Origin of the sequence: Paraburkholderia sp. CI3 (assembly GCF_050436505.1) — a bacterium.
Lineage (GTDB): Bacteria > Pseudomonadota > Gammaproteobacteria > Burkholderiales > Burkholderiaceae > Paraburkholderia > Paraburkholderia tuberum.
In genome coordinates this window covers 1004750-1024873 of record NZ_JBNDMI010000002.1, presented here as the reverse complement: position 1 = coordinate 1024873, position 20124 = coordinate 1004750, and the positions used below count along the sequence as shown (strand labels likewise).

Below are 20124 nucleotides of genomic sequence, written 5' to 3'. Positions count from 1 at the left end.
TGCGGCGCCCGACGGCGCGAACGCGGCACGCGGCGTATGCTCGCGGCTGAGGCTGCGTCAGCAAAGGCCGAAACGTACACCCAATCCCACGGAAAAAAGGACCCCACCATGAGCTGGCAACAATTCGAACACGGCTGGCGGCGCTCGCCGCAAAATACGCCCGCGACGAGCCTCGTCGTGCTGATGCACGGCGTCGGCAGCAACGCGCGCGATCTGATGCCGCTCGCCGACATCTGGAGCGAGGAGCTGCCCGGCACGGCGTTCGTGTCGCTCGACGGCACCGATCCGTTCGACGGCGGCTTCGGCGGCCGCCAGTGGTTCAGCCTGCGCGACGTCGGCGCGGCGAACCGCGAGGCGCGCGTCGTCGCCGCCTATCCGGCGCTGCGCCGCGTGCTCGACGCCGAGCTCGCGCATTGGCAGCTGTCTTTCGATCGGCTTGCGCTGGTCGGCTTCTCGCAAGGTTCGATCATGGCGCTGCATCACGTCGCGTCGAGCGTTGAGGGCGCGGCCGGCGTCGTCGCGTATTCGGGGCGGCTCGCCTCGCCGATCGTGTCGTCGAACCGCGCGACGCCGCTCACGCTCGTCCACGGCGAGAACGACGAGGTGATCCCGGTGCGCGAACTCGAATCCGCGGCCGACGCTTTCAACTCCGCCGGCTATGCGGTCGACGCCTACGTGCTGCCCGGCGTCGGCCACACGATCACCGCCGACGGCGTCGCGCTCGGCCGTGATGCGCTGGAACGCGCGCTGGGCGAGCTGTCGCGCGATTGACACAAACCCACTAGAAAGTGGCCCTAAAGATTCTGATGGGCTTGCCGTCATACGGGCAATAGCTTGAAAATCACCCCCGCCGTGCGGGAAGCGCAACGCCCAGCGGGGCGTGTCGCGCGGCTTCGGGGTACCGGGGGCGCATTTCCAGACCGCCTTGGACGGCGCATAACGACACATCAGAGCCTGCATATGGCCAGACCGACGCCGCATTACCCGCTCTTTGAGCGACTGTTCCGCCACGCCGTGGCGGTGGATCTCGGCACGGCCAACACCCTTATCTATACCGACGACGGCGGCATCGTGCTGAACCAGCCGTCCGTCGTGTGCTTCGAGACGCAGCCCGCGAGCGGGTCGAAGCGGATCGCCGCGATCGGCGCCGAGGCGCGCCAGCTGCTCGGCCGCGTGCCGCGCAACCTCGAAGCGGTGCGGCCGATGCGCCACGGCGTCATCGCCAATTTCTCCGCGGCCGAACACATGATCAAGCAATTCGTCGACATGGCGCGGCCGCGCTCGCTCTTCAGCCGGCGCGCGGCATTCACGCTGTGCGTGCCGGCCTCCGCGACCCACGTCGAGCGCCGCGCGATCCGCGAAGCGGCCGAGGCGGCTGGCGCGTGGAAGGTCAGCCTGATCGGCGAATCGCTCGCGTCGGCGCTCGGCGCGGGCCTGCCGGTGGGCGACGCGACCGGCTCGATGGTGGTCGACATCGGCGGCGGCACCACCGAGGTGGGCGTGATCGCGCTGGGCGGCACCGCGTATAGCGGCTCGGTGCGCGTCGGCGGCGACAATTTCGACGCGGCGATCATCGGCTACGTGCGTAATCTGTATGGCGTGCTGCTCGGCGAGCAGACCGCCGAGCACGTCAAGAGAGCCATCGGCTCGGCCGTGCGCGACGTGCCGCTCGAGCAGATGAACGCAACCGGCCGCAGCGTCGACGATGGGCTACCGCGCACGGTGCAGTTGAGCAACCGCGATATTTCGGAGGCGATCGAAGGGCCGCTGAGTCAGGTGATCGGCGCGGTGAAGCGCGGGCTCGAATTGGCTCCCGCCGAACTCGTGACGGACATCGCGCACAAGGGCATCGTGCTGACCGGTGGCGGCGCGCTGCTGCGCAATCTGGGGCGGCGTTTGAGCCGGGAAATCGGCCTCGACGTGCACGTCGCCGACGAACCGCTGACCTGCGCGGTGCGCGGCGCGGGCGCGGCGGCCGCAGCGGGGTGGGTGGACGAAGCCGGGGACGCGTGAGCGGTGGATAAGGGCTTCACTACAGCTCGGCAAAGACCCGGCATTCGGTGGCAAGGTAACCGGGCTGCTGCTCACCCTTGGCAAGGCGGGCTGCAAATGGACGCTCCGCTTTACCGGCCCTGTGACGGGCAAGCGACGCGATGCGGGCCCGGTCTGTCTCCCGAGGTCTCTATTGCGGACGCACGTGAAGGCGCTTGCGATGGGCCGTTCGATCGACGCTGGCAAACACTCAATTAACGAACGCGACCGCGAACAGGAAGCGGCCAGCGTTGCCGCCGCAGCGCTCCCGTTTCAGAATGCCGCGCACGCGCTTCCCAGTGAACTGAGACCCTCCGACGCGGACAAATATTGACATTTCGTTGACCGAAGCGGAATCCGAAAATCATCCATCGCCCATTCCATACCCCTGTGGATGCCTGCTAGCGTAGCAGCCCTAACAACTACAGAGGACACCGGAATGTCGTATCAACAGGATTCGGACGGCGTGCGGGTGGTGCTCAGTGCGCCGCAACTGGCGGCAGTGCTCTCCCGCCAGTCGATCAGCCCCACGGAGATGCTTTCCAACCGGCTATGGGGCGGTTTGCAGGTGGTCGGCGGGGTGCTGGAAATGGTCGGGGCGGCGGCTCTGTGTGTGCTGCCGGAACCGACGATGGCCAGCAAGGCCGCGTGTGTCGTGTTCGGCGTGCATGGCTCAGATACGGCGTCGGCCGGTCTACGCCAAATCTGGACAGGCCGGGATACGGCCACGCTGATACAGCAAGGTACGACGAAACTGGCCGAGGCGATGAAGGCCAGTCCTGACTTGGCGAACAACATCGGCCTGTCAGTTGATATGGTCGTGCCGTTCGGCTTTGCCGGTTCGATCAGGGCGGTACGCGCCGCCAGCGTTACGATGGGCCGGATCAATCTGATTGAGCATGAGGCGCAAGCTGGCAGCCGGATTGGTGGGCATACAATCGCAAAGCATGTGGGACGAACCGAGGCGTAATTGCGCGCCAGGCTGGCTGCTGAAAGTCGCATTGACATCGCATCCTCATTTACGAATTTGCGCGCCGCTGAAAGTGCAGTTTCGAAGGTTATGCAATTCAACTCTGCGAGGGTGAAGGCATGGGCGGCGACAAATGACATACGTCTATGTCTGATTCATGACGTAGGGTCCCCTGCAGGGTATGGAATGACTCGATCAACAGGGAAACTCGTGCCGTTGAGCAAGGTTAAAATGTTTATAAAGCGCGAACCCCACAATGGCATGCCGTACTACATTCTCACAGCGTATCTTGAGCTTTGATGCCAAAATTTTTGACCGGCAGGAGAAGTTAATGAAAGTAATTGTGAGCCACCACGTCGACTGCAGTGACCGCGATGAAAATGGAATGTATGAATATTATTACGAGTACGATATCTATGAATTTGTCGAGGGAAATGTCAGTTATATAGTCAGGGCCTATATGGACGAACCCGGCGACGCACACTTCTTAAAGATGAAAGGAGACGGCGACCAGGATTGGCGAATAATGATGGAGCCAGACAAAGATGAGCCTCTGTTTAAAGAGGTCGTCGAACATCTAAAAAATATCGGGAAACCCAATATACGGTGCTTTATGGGGCGCACCGGTTATGTTGATCTTTAGGAAACGGCCTGACTGATGAAGTTCTCTCCAGGCGAGTAATATCCTTGTCGCCACGCGTCAGTGGTTTGATGAAGACGCCTGCCCGACGCGTCGCTGACGCTTATGTGACAATACGCATCGCGTCCCATTTTCAGGGGCACCGGTACGCTCATTTCCCAATGCCTGTAGCCGGCTCCGCCCGCATTCCCGCGCCGATGCCGCTGTCCGTCGATCACCCGTGAATCAATCCGTTTCCGCTTCGTCGCTGTCGTCATCGCCATCCTTCATCGGACTACGCAGCGGCTTGCGCATGCCTTACGTCGAGGCCGGCGACGCCGACTTGCTGCTGTTCGTGCACGGCTCGTTGTGCGACTACCGCTACTGGCAGCCACAACTGGCCGGTCTGTCGAAGCGCTATCGCTGCGTCGCGGTCAGTCTCACGCATTACTGGCCAGTCACCGATAGCGCGGCGGACCTGCCGTTCAGCTGGAGCAGCCACGCCGATGAAGTGGCGGAGTTCATCGCGCGTTTCGGCGCGGGGCCCGCGCATGTGATCGGGCATTCGCGCGGCGGCTGCGTCGCCTATCATTTCGCGCGACGCCATCCCGAACACGTGCGCACGCTGACGCTCGCCGATCCGGGCGGCCCGCTGCAGATCGCCGGACGTCCACCCGCGAGCGTGCCGGAGACGGTCAACGCATTGCGTGCGAAAGCGGCTCGGTTGATCGAAAGCGGCGAGGTCGAAGCAGGCTTGCAACTGTTCGTCGATTCGGTGAGCCGCCCCGGCTTCTGGGCGATGAGCACCCCGGGTTTTCGCCGCATGGCGACGGACAACGCGCACACGCTCGCGCGGCAATTCCGCGATCCGCTGCCCGCCTACATGCCCGAGGACGCGGCCGATCTGCGCTGCCCGGTCCTGCTGATCGACGGCGAGAAGAGTCCGGACATGTTCCACCGCACGGTGACGGCGTTGCAGGGATGGTTGCCCGATGCGCGCCGCGAAACGGTACGCGGTGCGTCGCATGGCATGAACCTCGCGCATCCGTCCGCGTTCAATCGTTACGTGGATGATTTCATTCAGGCGATGAGCGCGCGCTGAGCAAGTGAAGCGAAGATCGAGGGCGATCGGCCGGCGCGCGCCGCCGCCGATCGCCCGTTACTGCATCAGGCCTTGCGATGCGCGTCCTTGTCGAGCGCGCGTTCGGCCGCCTCGCCGACGAGCCCGTGATAGTACAGATGTACGCCGATCGCGAGCGAGTCGTTGCGGATTTCGTGGAACACCTTCCACGCCTTCACCGGGTCCTTGAACAACAGATAGTGCGCTTCCTGCGCGATCAGATCCGCGACTTCATGCAGGCCGTGTCCATGCAGCACGTCGACGAGCGTGTCGAGACTGCGATGCGTGCGCGCGTCGGTGCGCGGATAGAGCATGTGCAGCACCGCGACGTCCTGCGTCTTCAGCGCCGCCGACAACGCGACGACGATATCCTGATGATTCAGCGCGGTGACCGTGTGGTCTTCGGTATGGACATGATCCGGAAACAGCGTTTCGAGAGAGACATTCATTTGTATTCGTCCTGCTTTTCTGTGTGATCAAAAAAACCCGCTTCGAATCACGGGCCGCAAGCATCAATGCACGGATTGAGTATCGCAGATGGATCCACGCCGACGCAGTGTGCTGGCGGCAAAACATTGTTGCGGCTGGTGTTCCGACTTTCGTGCAACTTTCATCGGCATCGCGATGCACCCGCCGCGTGCCGACAACGAATGTTGCGCCCAAGGAGATGGACTGTTGCGATCAATCGACCCAATCAACGACACGCCGACCCGTAGAATGCGCAGCGGAGCCTGAGCATGCCCGTACTTTTCGGGAGCGCCGATGTCGCGCCTCGCCGTACGACTGCGATGCATGCCGGCGTGAGTGCGGTATCAAGCAAAAGGAAGACGTACATGAACTCGAAGTCACACGCAACGCTGAGCTTTTCCGACAGCGACCAGACCATCGATCTGCCGATCTATCAGGGCTCGCTGGGCCCCGACGTCATCGACATCCGCAAGCTGTACGGCCAGACCGGCAAATTCACGTACGATCCTGGCTTCATGTCGACGGCGGCATGCAACTCCGAGATCACATATATCGACGGCGACAAGGGCGAACTGCTCTACCGCGGCTACCCGATCGACAACCTCGCGCAGAACGCCGACTTCCTCGAAACCTGCTACCTGCTGCTGAAGGGCGAACTGCCGAACGCCCAGCAGAAAGCCCGGTTCGAGAACACCGTCACGCAGCACACGATGGTGCACGAGCAGATGCACTTCTTTTTCCGCGGCTTTCGTCGCGACGCGCACCCGATGGCGATTCTGGTTGCGGCGGTCGGCGCGCTGTCCGCGTTCTATCACGACTCGCTCGACATCACGAATCAGCAGCATCGCGACGTATCGGCGATCCGCATGATCGCGAAGCTGCCCACGCTGGTCGCGATGGCGTACAAGTACAGCGTCGGTCAACCGTTCGTGTATCCGAAGAACGACCTGTCGTACAGCGCGAACTTCATGCGCATGATGTTCTCGAATCCGGCCGAAGAGTACGAGGTCAACGACGTGCTGGTGCGCGCGCTCGACCGCATTCTGATCCTGCACGCTGACCACGAGCAGAACGCGTCGACGTCGACCGTGCGGCTCGCCGGTTCGTCGGGCGCGAATCCGTTCGCGTGTATCGCGGCGGGTATCGCGTGTCTGTGGGGCCCGGCGCACGGCGGCGCGAACGAAGCCGCGCTGACCATGCTGGAAGAAATCGGCTCGGTCGACAACATTCCCGACTTCATCGCGAAGGTGAAGGACAAGAATTCGGGCGTGAAGCTGATGGGCTTCGGCCACCGCGTGTACAAGAACTACGATCCGCGCGCGAAGCTGATGCGCGAAACCTGCCACGAAGTGCTCGAAGAGCTGGGCCTGCACGACGACCCGCTGTTCAAGCTCGCGATGGCGCTGGAAAAGATCGCGCTCGAAGACGAATATTTCGTGTCGCGCAAGCTGTACCCGAACGTCGACTTCTACTCGGGCATCGTGCAGCGCGCGCTGGGCATTCCGACGTCGATGTTCACCTGTATCTTCGCGATGGCACGCACGGTCGGCTGGATCGCGCAGTGGAACGAAATGATCGCCGATCCCGAGCAGAAGATTGGCCGTCCGCGTCAGCTGTTCATCGGCGAGACGCTGCGCGAGGCGAAGCCGGTCGCGAAGCGGTAACAGGCCGGATAGACGCCCGACAACGCGTTCAACGACGGTCGCCAACCCACGGCTCACGAGGCCGTGGGTTTTTTTACGTTCCGCGCATCCTGCCGCCTGCACGTCCCGTGCCACCGAAAACGCCGTCAAAAAACGGCCCAAAAAGCCGAAACTCCGAGGCGATAAGCTCGTCTCACGCGGAAAGAGCCTCTACAATCGGATGGGCCGGCCAACCGGGGGCCGGCCAACCGGGGCCCGGGTGACGGGGCAACCGGGCAATCCGGCGGCCGATCCGAGGCGAGACCCGAAGTGCAACCAAACGCAGCAGCGAATCCATAGGAGCGACCTTGATACAGCAGCCAGAAGCCCTCGGCGGGCTGACCCACTCGGGCGGCGTCGATCATCGCGAGCCCGAGCAGGACGGCGTTTTCATCCCGACGGAAAACCTTAACGTCGCGAGCGCTACGCAGCACGTGCTCAAGTCGGGCGACACCTTCATCGTCAACGATCCGCTCGGCGATATCACCGGCCACGACGATGGCCTGTTCGTCAACGATACGCGCGTGATGTCGCAACTGCGCCTGACCTTCGGCGGCCGCGCGCCGTCGCTGCTGTCGGGCAGCGTCAGCAGCGACAACACCAGTTTCACCGCGCATCTGACCAACCGCCCGCTGCCGCCGCTCGGCGGCGACAGCACACCCGAAGGCGTGATCCACGTCGAGCGTGTGCGTGTGCTGTCGGGCACCGTGCTCAACGAGGCGATCGAGCTCACGAACTACGGCACGCACGATGCGACCGTGCCGCTGTCGATTTCGTTTTCCAGCGATTTCCGCGATATGTTCGAAGTGCGCGGCCTGAAGCGCGACAAACAGGGTCGCGTGCAGCCCGCGCGCATCGAGAATCAGGAAGTGCTGCTCGGCTACATCGGTCTCGACGACGTGGCGCGCAACGTGCGGATCGCGTTCTCGCCGCAGCCGGACAAGCTGTTCGCCGACCGCGCCGACTACACCGTCAAGCTGCCCGCGCAGGCATGCGTGTCGATCTATCTGTCGATAGCGGTGCATGTCGTGCCGATGACCGGCAAGCCCGGCGCCGACGTGTCGCAGCCGATGCATGCGTTGAGCGAAGCGCATCTCTCGCAGATCGATGCGGAGCGCCCGCGGGTCGGCCGCACGGCGGTACGCGCGGCAATGGTGGATGCGCACCTGGTGATGCGCGAGCGACGCAACGCGAGCGCGCGCGTGCGTTCGAGCAATCCGCTGTTCAACGCGTGGATCGACCGTTCGTTCGCCGACCTCGGCCTGCTGACGACGGATCTCGCGACCGGCCCGTACCCGTACGCGGGCATCCCATGGTTTTCGACCCCGTTCGGCCGCGACGCGGTGATCACGTCGCTGCAGACGCTGTGGCTGCAACCGCATCTCGCAGCCGGCGTGCTGCGCTTTCTCGCCGAGCATCAGGCGCGCGAGAACTCGCCGTTTCGCGATGCCGCGCCGGGCAAGATCATGCACGAGATGCGCAAGGGCGAAATGGCCGCGGCCGGCGAAGTCCCGTTCGCGCTGTACTACGGCGGTGTCGACACCACGCCGCTGTTCATCGTGCTGGCCGGCGCCTACGCGGCCCGCACCGGCGACGTCGGCTTGATCGACGAACTATGGCCGGCGCTCGAACGCGCGGCGCAGTGGGTCGCGGGCGTGTGCGACAAAAACCGGCACGGGCTGCTCGATTACCAGCGCGAATCGGATGGCGGCCTCGCGAACCAGGGCTGGAAAGACAGTCACGATTCGGTGTTCCATGCGGACGGGCGCTTCCCTGACGGCCCGATTGCGCTCGTCGAAGTGCAGGCCTATGCGAGCGCCGCGTTCGATACGATGGCTCACTACGCGAAGCTGCGCGGCCTGCGCGACGCGGCCGTGCAATACGCGGAGCGCGCGAAGAAGATCCGCCGCTGCGTCGAAGAAAAGTACTGGATGGACGAGGTCGGCTTTTACGGTATCGCGCTCGACGGTCATGGCGAGTTGTGTCGCGTGATGGCATCGAACGCGGGGCATCTGCTGGCGTTCGGCCTGCCCACCCGCGAGCGCGGCGAGGCGGTGGTGCGGGCGCTCGACTCGACGCTGTTCCACACCGGCTGGGGCGTGCGCACACTGGCCGCGAGCCAGGCGCGCTTCAATCCGATGGCATATCACAACGGCTCGGTCTGGCCGCACGACAACGCGCTGTGCGCGCGCGGGCTGTCACGCTATGGCGGCAAGGCGTCGGCCGTGAAGCTGCTGCAGGCGCTGTTCCAGGCCGCGGTCAATTTCGACATGCGCTTGCCCGAGCTGTTTTGCGGCTTCCCGCGACGCCGCGGCGAGCCGCCCACGGCCTATCCGGTCGCGTGTTTGCCGCAGGCATGGGCGGCGGGCTCGCCGTTCATGATGCTCGAGGCGTGTCTGGGCATCACGATCGACGCCGAGCGCCGCGAAGTGCTGATCGAACAGCCGATGCTGCCCGAAGGTATCGACTGGCTCGAGGTCAGCGATCTGCGGGTCGGGGATGCGTCGGTGTCGATCACGTTCCGCCGGATCGGCGAGAAGGTGGTGGCGTCGGCGGAGCAGGGCGATGTGAGGGTGGTGGCGCTGCTTTGACGCCGACCACGGTAGCGGGCATCGATGTTGGCGGCGACCGGAAGGGAAACCATCTGGTCGTCCTGCGCGGCACCGAGATCGTGAGCCATCTCGGCAACGCGACCCCCGAACAGATGCTCGAACGGTGTCGCGCATTCGGGGTGGCGGCGGTCGGCATCGATGCGCCGTGTCGTTGGCGAACAGGCGCCGCGGGACGACTAGCCGAGAAGGCGCTCGCGCGGCAGCGAATCTTTTCGTTTGCGACACCGGCTCGCGAAACGGCGATCGCCAGCAAAAGCGGCTTCTACGGATGGATGTTCAACGGCGAGCGCGTCTACGACGCATTCGTCGCGCACTTTCCGCTTTTCAGCGGCGGCGAAAAACTCGATGGCCGCGTGTGCTTCGAGACATTCCCCCACGCGATCACGTGCGCTTTCCTCGGGACGGACGTCGCATCCGCGAAGCAAAAGGGTCCGCAGCGCCGGGCAATCCTCGAACGGGAAGGTATCGCAACAGCGTCGCTGACTTCGATCGACGACGTCGACGCGGCGCTATGCGCGTTGGCGGCACGGTATCTGCTGGAAGGCAGAGTCGATACATACGGTGACGAGCCAGGCGGATTCATCGTGGTGCCTGGACTTTGACACTCACATTCTGGGAGGACGGGTGCACCTGGCACGACGATTCGGAGTATTGCTGCTATCCATGGCGGCGTTGGGTTCGACCGCGGCATCGGCGAACGACATTCAGTGTGCAACCTCGCAGCAACCCGCTGAGCGCGTCATCTGCGATCACGCGATCCTGAACAACGAGTACGACGACATCTTCGCGCAGCAACAGGCTCTTCTGAGCAGCGGGAAACTCTCGTCCGCGCAACTGGCGAAGTGGCGGCAGGCGCGAAACGCCTGTATCGATGTGCACTGCGTGGACGGGGTGTTCGCGCAGTGGAAGGCGATGGCCCGGTCCGTCGACGTCGCTCCACAGGCGGCCGCGCCTCAGCCGGCCGCGCCTGTCGTGACTACTTCGGAAACGGCGATGGCACCTGTCGGTCCCAATCCCGAAGCGCCTCCAGCCGTATCCGCGTCTGATGCATCTCAGGTGTCCCAGGCCTCGCCGACATCGGAGGCTTCTCTGGTGCGTCGAGGGAGTGCCGCCGGTGTGGCGCTTCCGCAGCCCGTCGCGGCGGAGGCTTCCGCGCCCGTGGCTGCCTCGGCGGCGCCCAGCCAGAGCGAATCTCGTGGCATGACCGGCATGAGCGACATCAGTGGCGGCCTGATCGTGGTTCTGCTCGTCGCGCTCGGAGCCGGTGTGTTCTTCGCGCTTCGGAACCGAAGCAGAGCGACCGCAAAGAAGACGCAAGGTAAGAACGGGCGATGAGGTGATGCCAACGCGCTGGCCTCGCGCACGAAGCCGCGCTTTGACCTACCGGTCGGGCCGCGCGATTCGCCAATCAAACAACGCGGAATGCCTGTCACAGCCTTCCGCGCTAAAAGCGACTGCAAGGAACCGATTATCGGACGAGGAAACCGTAAGTCAGCGGGTCACGCTCGTCCACGATCCAGGTTGCGAAACCGCAAACGTATGCGTTGCCCTGGACCTCGGGGACGACGGCCTTGAAGTCGCCGACGGTCGTCTCACTGAGTACACGCCCCTTGAAGACCGTGCCGATGATGGACTCATTGACGAGCGTCTCGTTGCTCGTCAGTTCGCCGCGCAGATAGAGTTGCGCGACGCGTCCGCCCGTCCCTGAGCCGGTGGGCGAACGGTCCACTTCACGGTCGGCGAACACGCAACAGTTGGCTTGCGTCGAGCCTTCGTGCCGCGGCGCGTTGGCAATGATGGTCCCGTAGATGTGGTTGATTTCCGGGATATCGGGATGCTCAACCCGGTACGCGTCGTTTGCAGCTTTTTTGACCTCGGCGCCAAACTTGATCAGTTCCTCGACAGAAGACTCCCGGACTGCGAGACCGTGCGGCGCACCGTCCGTGTAGAAGTAGAAGGCACCACCGAAGGCGATGTCACCCATTACCGTGCCAAACGACGGCGTCTCGACCGTGACATCCCGTTTCCAGATGAACGACGGAACGTTGACGAAGCGTACGTTGCCGGCGTGTTCACCATCCCATTGCACGAACGCCTCGATGAAGCCACATGGAGCGTCGATGCCGATTCGCGTCTCGGGAATCTGGCGCTGAACCCAGCCCAACTCGACCGCCGCGGTAGACAGCGCGATAACGCCGTGTCCGCAGTGGTCGCTATAACCCTCGTTGTGGACGAAGATGATTCCGAAGTCTGCCGTGGGACTAACGGGTTCGGTCAGGTATCCACCGTACATGTCAGCATGACCACGCGGTTCGAACATCAGCGCGGTACGAATTTCGTCGGCGTTCTCCTTCAGCCACGCTCGACGCTTTACGATGGTGTCACCGGGAAGACGAGGAAGCCCGCTTGTCACGATACGGAACGCTTCGCCGCCGGTATGGACCTCGACTGTCGAAATAGTGCGAGTGATTTTCATGTGTGCGTTGGGGGTTATTCGATTGAACGTCACTGCCCGTAGGGCACCGGAAGGCCGTTTCTGATCACATAGACGGTCGTGGGTGCGCCCTTCAGATCGCCGTTTTCATCGAAAGAGTAGGTGCCTGCCACGCCCTTATAGTTGGTCTTTGCCAACTGGGCGGTGAGCTTTGCCTTGTCGGTCGTGGTTCCCGCTTTGACCATCGCATCGGCCAGCAGTTTTACGCCGTCGTAGTAGCTGACCGCATAAACCTGCGTGTCGGTGTTGAACGCGGCCTTGTATTTCTGCAGAAACTCACGGCCGGCTGGGGTCTTGTCGAGCGCGATGCCGCCCTGGGCGCAATACACGATAGAGGCCGCGTCACCGGCAACCCTGCCCATGTCGGCCGAGCAAATGCCATCACCGCCAAGCAGCTTGGCTCGCAGTCCGCGTGCGCGCATCTGCCTGGCCATCGGCGCGCCTTGAGCAGCGTATCCACCGAAGAAGACGACATCCGGATTTTTGGCCTTGATGCTGGTGAGAATGCCGAGGAAGTCAGTCGCCGACGAGTTCGTGAACTGTTGGTCCACGATTTGAATTCCATTTGCCTTTGCCTCTTTGACGAACTGCTCGGCCACACCTTGTCCATATGCCGTGCGGTCGTCGATCACCGCGGCGGTCTTGGCCTTCAATGTTTTGGCCGCAAACTGACCCATCGTTCCGCCTAGCTGCTCGTCACTCGCGCCGATACGGAAGATGTTCCTGAAGCCTTGCTTCGTCAGCGCCGGATTGGAGGCAACCGGCAGCATCGGTACCCCGCCGGTGTTATAGACGCGCGAAGCCGGAATAGCCACACCTGAGTTGTACGGGCCGAGGACAGCAATCACGCCGCTGTCGACGAGTTTCTGCGCGACCTGAACGCCAACCTTCGGATCTGCCTGGTCGTCCTCGGAGTCCAGTTTGAAAGTTACCTTCTGGCCAGCGACCGTGACACCGCTCTTGTTGAGTTCATCGATAGCAAGGCGGGCGCCGTTCTCGTTGTCCTTTCCGTTCGGCGCCTGGGGGCCCGTAAGCGGAGCCGAGTGACCGAGGGTGACCACCGATTGAGCATTGGCGGATGCGGTGATGCCGGCGGCTGTTAAGACAGCCATTGTTAGGACGAGGTGGCGCATATAGTCTCCAGGTATTGGACCCATGTTTGACCAGATTAGCTCCGCTTCGGCATGGGTTCAACCTTTGAGCACGCCATCCGACAGGAGGAGTCGTGAAACTGACCGATTTCGATACACTGACTTTTGACTGCTACGGCACGTTGATCGACTGGGAGAGTGGCATCTTTGAAGGCCTGAGGCCTCTGCTGGAGCGAGCCAGGACGCCGCTCACGCGTGACCAGGTTCTCGAAGCGCACGCTCGCCACGAGTCGTCGCAGCAGAACTTCACCCCTGCGAAGCGCTATCAGGAACTGCTTCCCATCGTATATAAGCGCATGGCTGAAGAGTGGGGCCTGCCCTATACACACGAAGAATGCGTGGCGTACGGCCAGTCGATCAGAAACTGGCCGGCATTCGCCGATTCCGCGGTCGCGCTGCAATATCTGAAGAAGCACTACAAGCTGGTCATCCTGTCGAACATCGACAACGAAAGTTTCACCTTCAGCAACGCCAGGCTGCAGGTTGAGTTCGACGCCATCATCACGGCTGAGGACGTCGGGTCCTACAAGCCGTCGCCGCGCAACTTCGAGTACATGCTTCAGAAGCTCGATCAGCGCGGCATCCAGAAGGAAAAAATCCTTCACACGGCAGAAAGCCTCTTCCATGACCACAAGCCCGCAAACGAGTTCGGCCTGGCGTCGTGCTGGATTTACCGCCGTCATTCGCAGCCGGGCTTTGGCGCGACGATGAACCCGGGCTCGCAGCCTGACATCGATTTCCGCTTCGACAGCATGGCGGACTTCGTCGACGCGCATCGGGAAGCGCTGGTGAACTGAGCATCTTCGCGCCGTTGAAACGCGCCTGCCCGGTGGTAACATTTGTTGTCATCTCTCACTCCGGCCCCGACCCACCTCACCATGCCAGACAGCTTCGATCAGCTCGTCGCCCTGATCCGGGCGCGGTTTCCCGAACTGAGCCCGCAGTTCCAGATGGGAGCGGGCTTCCTGCTCGATCATCCCGACGAGGTCGCGGTGTCGTCGATGCGCAAGGTGGCCGAGCGCGCGCAGGTGCAGCCCGCGTCGCTGGTGCGGCTGTCGCAGCAACTGGGGTTTCCCGGCTGGAACGAATTACGCGATCTGTTCGTCGCGCGCGTGCGCACGCGGCCCGAGCCGTTGACGAGCCGGGCGCGCTCGATGGTCAAATCGAAAGATGCGCTCGCGAACGATCTTCTCGTCGCGCAGCAGCACAACCTCGAAACGACCGCCGCGCATAACGGCCGCGTGATCGTCGAGGCCGCGCGCGTGTTGCGGCGTGCGTCGCACGTGCACGTGGCGGGCTTCCGCTCGTGTTACGCGGTGGCGTTCGGTCTCGTCTATGGCTACCGGCTGTTTCGTCCGTCGGTGTCGCTGCTCAACGGCGAGGCCGGCACGCTCGAAATGCAACTGCGCACGATCGAGCGCGACAGCGCGACCATCGTCATCAGCTTCGCGCCGTATTCGGTCGAAGCCGCGCGCGTCGCCGAGGCCGCGCTCGAAAAAGGCAGCAAACTGATCGCCATCACCGACAGCGCCGTGTCGCCGATCGCGTTGAACGCCGACAAGGTACTGATCTTCTCGCACGAAAGCCCGTCGTTCTTTCCGTCGCTGGTGGCCGCCACAGCGATCGCCGAAGCGCTGGTCGCGCATTTGCTCGCGCTCGAAGGCGCGGATGCGCTCGAGCAGCTTGCGCTCGCCGAACAATCGTTGCATGCGAAGGGCGCCTACGTGCCTTGAGCGATTGCGTGAGGCCACGCCGCGCTCCACTCGATATCGTTCAAGGCATTTGACAACAAATGTTGTATTGGCGTATAAATACGTACCGATTGTTGAATATGGTGCGACCCGTGGCGTCGATGCAGGAATTCAGTGTTTTTCAGGTCAGCGGTGAGCCGTACGACATCGGCTACCGGCTCGACGTACTGCACGATCGCGCGCCGTGGGGCTTGCCGATCTACCGCGACGATCCTCACGATCCCGACGACGAAAACACCCTCGCCACCGCGCTGTTCGAAATCGGCAACGCTGGTGTGTCGATGAAAGCGTATCGCCAGAGGCAATGCGCGTTCGACACTTTCGTCGCATGCGCGACGCCCGAACCGGCCCGCGTTTCAGCGCCCGCCGCCCTCACCAGGAACTGAACATCATGTCCACCGTTTTTCATCGCTCTCCGAAGCAATCCTTGCCGGTGGCCGTCGCGGGCGACGGCATCGAAATCATCGACTCCACCGGCAAGCGTTATATCGACGCGTCGGGCGGCGCAGCCGTGTCGTGCCTCGGTCACAGCAACCAGCGCGTGATCGACGCGATCAAGCGGCAAGCCCAACGGTTGCCGTACGCGCACACGTCGTTCTTCACGACGGAGCCGGCCGAGCAACTGGCCGACCGGCTCGTCGCGAGCGCGCCGGCCGGACTCGAGCACGTGTACTTCGTGTCGGGTGGCTCGGAGGCGATCGAGGCGGCGCTCAAGCTCGCGCGTCAGTATTTCGTCGAGAAGGGCGAGACGCAGCGGCGCCATTTCATCGCGCGTCGGCAGAGCTATCACGGCAACACCCTCGGCGCACTCGCGATCGGCGGCAATGCATGGCGCCGCGAGCCGTTCCTGCCGATCCTGATCGAAGCGCATCACGTGAGCCCGTGCTACGCATATCGCGAGCAGCGCGCGGACGAAACCGAAGAAGCGTTCGCTCAGCGTCTCGCCGATGAACTCGAGCAGAAGATTCTCGCGCTCGGTGCGGACACGGTCGCGGCGTTCGTCGCGGAAACGGTGGTCGGCGCCACGGCGGGCGCGGTGCCGCCGGTGCGCGAATACTTCCGCAAGATCCGCGCGGTGTGCGACCGCTACGGCGTGCTGCTGATTCTCGACGAGATCATGTCGGGCATGGGCCGCACCGGCTATCTGTTCGCGTGCGACGAAGACGGGGTGGCGCCCGATATGCTGACCATCGCCAAGGGCCTTGGCGCGGGTTATCAGGCGATCGGCGCGACGCTGGTCAGCGACCGCATCTATCAGACCATCGTCGGCGGCTCCGGCTTCTTCCAGCATGGCCATACCTATATCGGCCATGCGACCGCGTGCGCGGCCGCGCTCGAAGTGCAGCGCGTGATCGCGGAAGACGATCTGCTGGCGAACGTGCAGGCGCGCGGCGAGCAGTTGCGCGGCCGGCTGCGCGAGCACTATGCACAGCATGCGCATATCGGCGACGTGCGCGGGCGCGGCTTGTTCGTCGGCGTCGAACTCGTCAAGGATCGGGTTACCAAAGAGCCGTTCGACGCCAAACTGAAACTGCACGCGACGATCAAACGCGAAGCGTTCGCGCGCGGCCTGATGGTGTATCCGATGGGCGGGACCGTCGACGGCAAGAGCGGCGACCACGTGCTGCTCGCGCCGCCGTTCATCTGCACGGAGCGCGACATCGACGAGATCGTCAGCCGCCTCAGCGATGCGATCGGCGCGTCGCTCGCCGCCCGCTGAGATTCGACCCACCGCCTTTTGCGAGAACGATGATGACCGAGCGCTTGCCTCACTTCGACATGTCCACTGCCACGCCCGAACAGAAGGCGGTGCTCGACGAAATCCTGTCCGGCCCGCGCGGCAACCTGAATGGGCCGTTCCTCGGCTGGATTCACAGCCCCGAACTCGCGCAGCATGCGCAACGCCTCGGCGCGTTTTGCCGCTACCAGACCGGGCTGCCGCTGCGGCTGTCGGAACTCGCGATTCTGGTGACCGCTTCGCGCTGGCAGGCCCAGGCGGAGTGGTACATCCACTATCCGATCGCGCTGCAGGCGGGCATCGGCGAAGCGGACGCCGAGGCGATCCGCCAGGGGCGCCGCCCCGAGTTCGCCGATGCCGACGACGCGCTGATCTACGACTTCGCGAGCGAACTGTACGAGACGAAGCGCGTGACGGCCGCGACGTATGCGCAGGCGGTCGGCCGTTTCGGGCATCAGGTCGTGATCAACCTGGTCGGCCTGCTCGGCTACTACGCCCTGGTCGCGATGACGCTGAACGTGTTCGACATGCGCGCATTGGGGCAGCAAAGCCTGCCGTTTCCCGAATAGCGCTTTTGCCAACGAGCGGCTGCGCAGCAGCGCCGCGCGCGCCAACGAAAAGCCCCGGTTGCCGAACTTCGCAACCGGGGCTTTTTACTGCGCGCTGCATTAACGACTTGCGCGCTCAGTTATCACGATCAGTTACCACGCTCAGTTACCGCGATACGTCGAAAAGAGACGTTGCTGCACCGTCGCCGGCGCGCCCGCGTCCGACGAACTGGCCTTCGCGCCGCCGACGTCTTGCGAACCTTGCGCCGAAGCGGTGACGATCGTCGAGTCTTGTGACACGGCCTTCGGATAGGTGGTGTCGTTCTGGTTCAGGAGGCCTGCTTTTTGCGCGGCTACGAGTTCGGCGCGCACCTGAGCGCGCGTGACCGGACCGTTTGCCTGCTGGGCGAACGACAGTGCCGGAACGATAAGAGCGGATGCGACGACGACTGCGGAAAGAAGCGATTTCATGACGACCTCCAATTGACTGTGTGGTGGATCGGTGTGAACCGCGTTCCCCGATCCGTTGAACGCAGTCTATTTCTTACGAGGTCAGCAAAAAAGCGGCTTTCTGGCGAAATATTGTTGCCAATTTTGAGATAGTGAAAAAGGCGCTTTTCCGCGCCGGGGCGCGGAAGCGCCTATGATGAAATCCGGTCCAAGCCCGCGCCTGCAAGCCGCGCGGCACCTGCGACCGATGCCCAGGCGCGGACACATCCGGGCGGACCGCCGCGGCGGGCATCATCTTTGGTCGAGCAGCGTGCGCGGCAAGGCACAAACAGGAGAGAGCAATGAAGCGCAAGGCATCGGCAGTCTGGCAAGGCGGCCTGCAGAACGGCAAGGGCTCGATTTCCACCGACAGCGGCGTCCTGAAGGACACCCAGTACTCGTTCGCGACGCGCTTCGCGGACGGCATCGGCACGAATCCGGAAGAGCTGATCGCGGCTGCGCATGCGGGATGTTTCTCGATGGCGTTGTCGGCGGAGCTGGGCAAGGCCAACATCACGCCGGAGCGCATCGGCACCACTGCCACCGTCACGCTCGACAAGGACGGCGGCGGCTTCGCGATCACCGCAGTGCATCTCGACGTGACCGTGAAGATTCCGGGCGGAGACAAGGCCGCGTTCGACAAAGCCACCGCGGACGCGAAGGCCGGGTGCCCAGTGTCGAAGGTGCTGAATGCGACGATTACGATGGATGCGAAGCTTGAGACCTGAGCCCCTGCTGTCACTGTGAGCGCGCAACGAAGCCGGCGACGGGCCATGTCCGCCGCCGGTTTTTTGATGCCGGTTGTCGAATGAACGGATGACCCCGTGTCCGTGCTCAATTGACCTGAATACCGATCCTTGTTGCAATTCACGATCGTTTTTGCTCCGTCAACGGCGGAATATTCCGTAAGCAAGGGATGAAATGTTAAGCCGCATGCCGTCCATTCGGTATTAGTTTCCGAATTCAGGTTTTGTAATCGTGGTTTCGCAGTCTTTTGGACCGCCCCATTGCGTCGCGAGGGAGGCAACACTTCTTGTAGCCACGCGTAGCAATGTTTGGTTGCAGATTCGTACAAATTGGCCGGATAAGCCGCACCTTCATCTCCAAGACGATTGGCTTATCGACGCCCGTTTGTCAGCCGTGGAACGGGCATTGCGAAATCCTGAGCTTCGTCTCAACCAGAGAGTCAGCCAGGGCTGAGGAGTGGCTTCCATTACGGGATCAAACGGCGGCTCGGCAACTCTTGAGCAGACATTCGCCAACGAATTGCGGAGGACCGTGGATGGCCGACTCCAGTCCACGATGCTCACTGCCCACGCTGCGCAGCAGGAAGATGGGTGGTGTTCTTCCAGGTAGACGAGCGCAACGTCTTGTGGCGCCGGGGCTGACTCGATGGCCCCGGGCTCGCCGCACGTCACATCATTCCGCCGTTGCTGCCAGTACTGCCAGTGCCGGAAAAAGGTGCGGACGTCGCTGTAAGCGGATGGGCGAGACCCGCCGCGGACAGCAGCGAGACGGTGGCCTGATCGGGCATGCCATTGGCGTCGAGAGCCCCTGCTGCCGCTAGTGCGCCCAGGTCGCTGTCGACACCTATTTGGCCAACTGTAAAGGATGTCGTTAGAAACGCCGGTGCCGCCAGCGTGACCGCATAGCGCTGCTGTAGATTCGTGACGACTGCCGATTGCGCAGCCTGCACGTCGGCCGGGTTTGCCAGCACCTCCTGGAACTGTGAGTTGGTCGGGAAGCCCGCTATCAGACCGCTCTCGCTCGTGCCGAGTTGCGAAGCGATGTAGACAAACATCAGTTCGGTCTCTGGCGTCGTATTGAAGGTGCCCCCGGCAAATGCCACCGAATGCAGGCCAATGCCACCAGAGGTCACGGTGAGGATGCAGGGAGGCGTGGCATTGAACGTAATCGCGTAGTGTCCACCGCCGTCGGACAGGGTGGAGCCCGAGCCCTGCACACAACTGAAGCTGACCGTCGCGCTGGCGACCGCACTACCGGTGGCGGCCGTGCCGGATATAGCGACGGTTGGCGTCACGTTTGCGCCACCGCAACTGTCGAGGCCGACACAGGCGTTTCCGCCGCAAGCGGCGAGCGTTGCGAGGGAAGCCACGCAAATTGCAGCCAGCGCCGGACGAACGAAACACGCGTAGTGAGTGTTCATGGTTGCCTGCCGTTGATAGATCGGGATGGGGCAATCGGTTCCACGGAACGGACCAATGCGACGTACAATTTTAGCGCCCCATGCCTGGAGACCGTTCTACACGTCAATCACATTCGCCGGTGTTATCAACTGCTGAACGGTGGCTCGTCGGCTCGCCGACAGGCGAAGGTCGGCCCACTGCCGCCCCCCGCTCTCGCGCGACCTATACGGCTCCTTTCAAAGTCCTCCAGCCGTTCGCCCATCAGGTCAGGCGGTGGGTGTCGGGTGACGGGCGAAAACCGCCA

The 20124-nt window shown here is 63.0% G+C and carries 19 protein-coding genes and 2 pseudogenes; 16 read left to right on the top strand and 5 right to left on the bottom strand.

Going from position 1 to position 20124, the window contains the following annotated elements; translation table 11 throughout:
• Nucleotides 1-108 precede the first annotated feature (108 nt).
• From OKW29_RS07565 to OKW29_RS07540, 6 genes and pseudogenes are all read left to right on the top strand, one after another.
• Complete coding sequence (locus tag OKW29_RS07565) at nucleotides 109-771, top strand: alpha/beta hydrolase (protein ID WP_429290549.1); 663 nt, start codon at nucleotides 109-111, stop codon at nucleotides 769-771.
• 189 nt (nucleotides 772-960) lie between these two features.
• The gene (locus tag OKW29_RS07560; protein WP_429290548.1) at nucleotides 961-2013 is read left to right on the top strand and encodes a rod shape-determining protein; all 1053 of its coding nucleotides are present in this window, start codon (nucleotides 961-963) and stop codon (nucleotides 2011-2013) included.
• Nucleotides 2014-2212: 199 nt separating this feature from the next.
• Nucleotides 2213-2365, top strand: a complete 153-nt coding sequence (locus OKW29_RS07555) for a hypothetical protein (protein WP_184059881.1) — start codon at nucleotides 2213-2215, stop codon at nucleotides 2363-2365.
• A gap of 105 nt (nucleotides 2366-2470) precedes the next feature.
• Nucleotides 2471-3301, top strand: a pseudogene (locus tag OKW29_RS07550) (RNase A-like domain-containing protein).
• Nucleotides 3302-3332: 31 nt separating this feature from the next.
• Nucleotides 3333-3644, top strand: coding sequence for a hypothetical protein (locus tag OKW29_RS07545; protein WP_429290547.1), 312 nt, complete (start codon nucleotides 3333-3335; stop codon nucleotides 3642-3644).
• Nucleotides 3645-3861: 217 nt separating this feature from the next.
• Nucleotides 3862-4722, top strand: coding sequence for an alpha/beta fold hydrolase (locus tag OKW29_RS07540; RefSeq protein ID WP_429290546.1), 861 nt, complete (start codon nucleotides 3862-3864; stop codon nucleotides 4720-4722).
• Between the two features lie 65 nt (nucleotides 4723-4787).
• On the opposite strand, the gene OKW29_RS07535 is transcribed toward OKW29_RS07540, so the two are convergent.
• Nucleotides 4788-5189, bottom strand: coding sequence for a hypothetical protein (locus OKW29_RS07535; RefSeq protein WP_184031255.1), 402 nt, complete (start codon nucleotides 5187-5189; stop codon nucleotides 4788-4790).
• Between the two features lie 384 nt (nucleotides 5190-5573).
• Here OKW29_RS07535 and gltA point away from each other — a divergent pair, with 384 nt between their 5' ends.
• The 4 genes from gltA (at nucleotide 5574) to OKW29_RS07515 (ending at nucleotide 10837) form a co-directional block, all read left to right on the top strand.
• Nucleotides 5574-6872: a citrate synthase gene (gltA, locus tag OKW29_RS07530; protein ID WP_429290545.1), complete on the top strand. Its 1299-nt coding sequence runs from the start codon at nucleotides 5574-5576 to the stop codon at nucleotides 6870-6872.
• A gap of 329 nt (nucleotides 6873-7201) precedes the next feature.
• Nucleotides 7202-9481 carry an amylo-alpha-1,6-glucosidase gene (locus OKW29_RS07525; RefSeq protein WP_184063344.1) on the top strand — a complete coding sequence of 760 codons (2280 nt, stop codon included), beginning with the start codon at nucleotides 7202-7204 and terminating at the stop codon, nucleotides 9479-9481.
• Nucleotides 9478-10104 (top strand): DUF429 domain-containing protein, encoded by a 627-nt coding sequence (locus OKW29_RS07520; protein ID WP_429290544.1) that lies wholly within the window; start codon nucleotides 9478-9480, stop codon nucleotides 10102-10104. The genes OKW29_RS07525 and OKW29_RS07520 overlap by 4 nt, the downstream gene beginning before the upstream one ends.
• Nucleotides 10105-10165: 61 nt before the next feature.
• The gene (locus OKW29_RS07515) at nucleotides 10166-10837 is read left to right on the top strand and encodes a hypothetical protein (RefSeq protein ID WP_429290543.1); all 672 of its coding nucleotides are present in this window, start codon (nucleotides 10166-10168) and stop codon (nucleotides 10835-10837) included.
• Nucleotides 10838-10970: 133 nt separating this feature from the next.
• Here OKW29_RS07515 and lhpH read toward each other — a convergent pair whose 3' ends face one another.
• Nucleotides 10971-11978 (bottom strand): trans-3-hydroxy-L-proline dehydratase, encoded by a 1008-nt coding sequence (lhpH, locus tag OKW29_RS07510; protein WP_429290542.1) that lies wholly within the window; start codon nucleotides 11976-11978, stop codon nucleotides 10971-10973.
• A 29-nt stretch (nucleotides 11979-12007) separates the two neighbouring features.
• Nucleotides 12008-13129: a branched-chain amino acid ABC transporter substrate-binding protein gene (locus OKW29_RS07505; protein WP_184039676.1), complete on the bottom strand. Its 1122-nt coding sequence runs from the start codon at nucleotides 13127-13129 to the stop codon at nucleotides 12008-12010.
• A gap of 92 nt (nucleotides 13130-13221) precedes the next feature.
• On the opposite strand from OKW29_RS07505, the gene OKW29_RS07500 reads away from it, so the two are divergent.
• The 5 genes and pseudogenes from OKW29_RS07500 to OKW29_RS07480 all read left to right on the top strand — a co-directional run bounded on the left by OKW29_RS07500 (nucleotide 13222) and on the right by OKW29_RS07480 (nucleotide 17205).
• Entirely contained in the window at nucleotides 13222-13944 is a 723-nt protein-coding gene (locus OKW29_RS07500) for a haloacid dehalogenase type II (RefSeq protein WP_429290541.1), read from the top strand.
• A gap of 81 nt (nucleotides 13945-14025) precedes the next feature.
• Entirely contained in the window at nucleotides 14026-14880 is an 855-nt protein-coding gene (locus OKW29_RS07495) for a MurR/RpiR family transcriptional regulator (RefSeq protein WP_184039682.1), read from the top strand.
• Nucleotides 14881-15062: 182 nt separating this feature from the next.
• Nucleotides 15063-15284: pseudogene (locus OKW29_RS07490) on the top strand (peptidase C45); the annotation flags it as partial.
• 5 nt (nucleotides 15285-15289) lie between these two features.
• Entirely contained in the window at nucleotides 15290-16618 is a 1329-nt protein-coding gene (locus tag OKW29_RS07485; protein WP_429290540.1) for an aspartate aminotransferase family protein, read from the top strand.
• Between the two features lie 32 nt (nucleotides 16619-16650).
• Nucleotides 16651-17205: a carboxymuconolactone decarboxylase family protein gene (locus tag OKW29_RS07480; RefSeq protein ID WP_429290756.1), complete on the top strand. Its 555-nt coding sequence runs from the start codon at nucleotides 16651-16653 to the stop codon at nucleotides 17203-17205.
• Between the two features lie 141 nt (nucleotides 17206-17346).
• Here the strand turns inward: OKW29_RS07480 and OKW29_RS07475 are convergent, their stop codons facing one another.
• Nucleotides 17347-17655, bottom strand: a complete 309-nt coding sequence (locus OKW29_RS07475) for a DUF4148 domain-containing protein (protein ID WP_187616638.1) — start codon at nucleotides 17653-17655, stop codon at nucleotides 17347-17349.
• 320 nt (nucleotides 17656-17975) lie between these two features.
• Here OKW29_RS07475 and OKW29_RS07470 point away from each other — a divergent pair, with 320 nt between their 5' ends.
• Complete coding sequence (locus OKW29_RS07470) at nucleotides 17976-18401, top strand: OsmC family protein (protein WP_184039692.1); 426 nt, start codon at nucleotides 17976-17978, stop codon at nucleotides 18399-18401.
• Between the two features lie 686 nt (nucleotides 18402-19087).
• Here OKW29_RS07470 and OKW29_RS07465 read toward each other — a convergent pair.
• Nucleotides 19088-19840 carry a hypothetical protein gene (locus tag OKW29_RS07465; protein WP_429290539.1) on the bottom strand — a complete coding sequence of 251 codons (753 nt, stop codon included), beginning with the start codon at nucleotides 19838-19840 and terminating at the stop codon, nucleotides 19088-19090.
• Nucleotides 19841-20124: the final 284 nt, after the last annotated feature.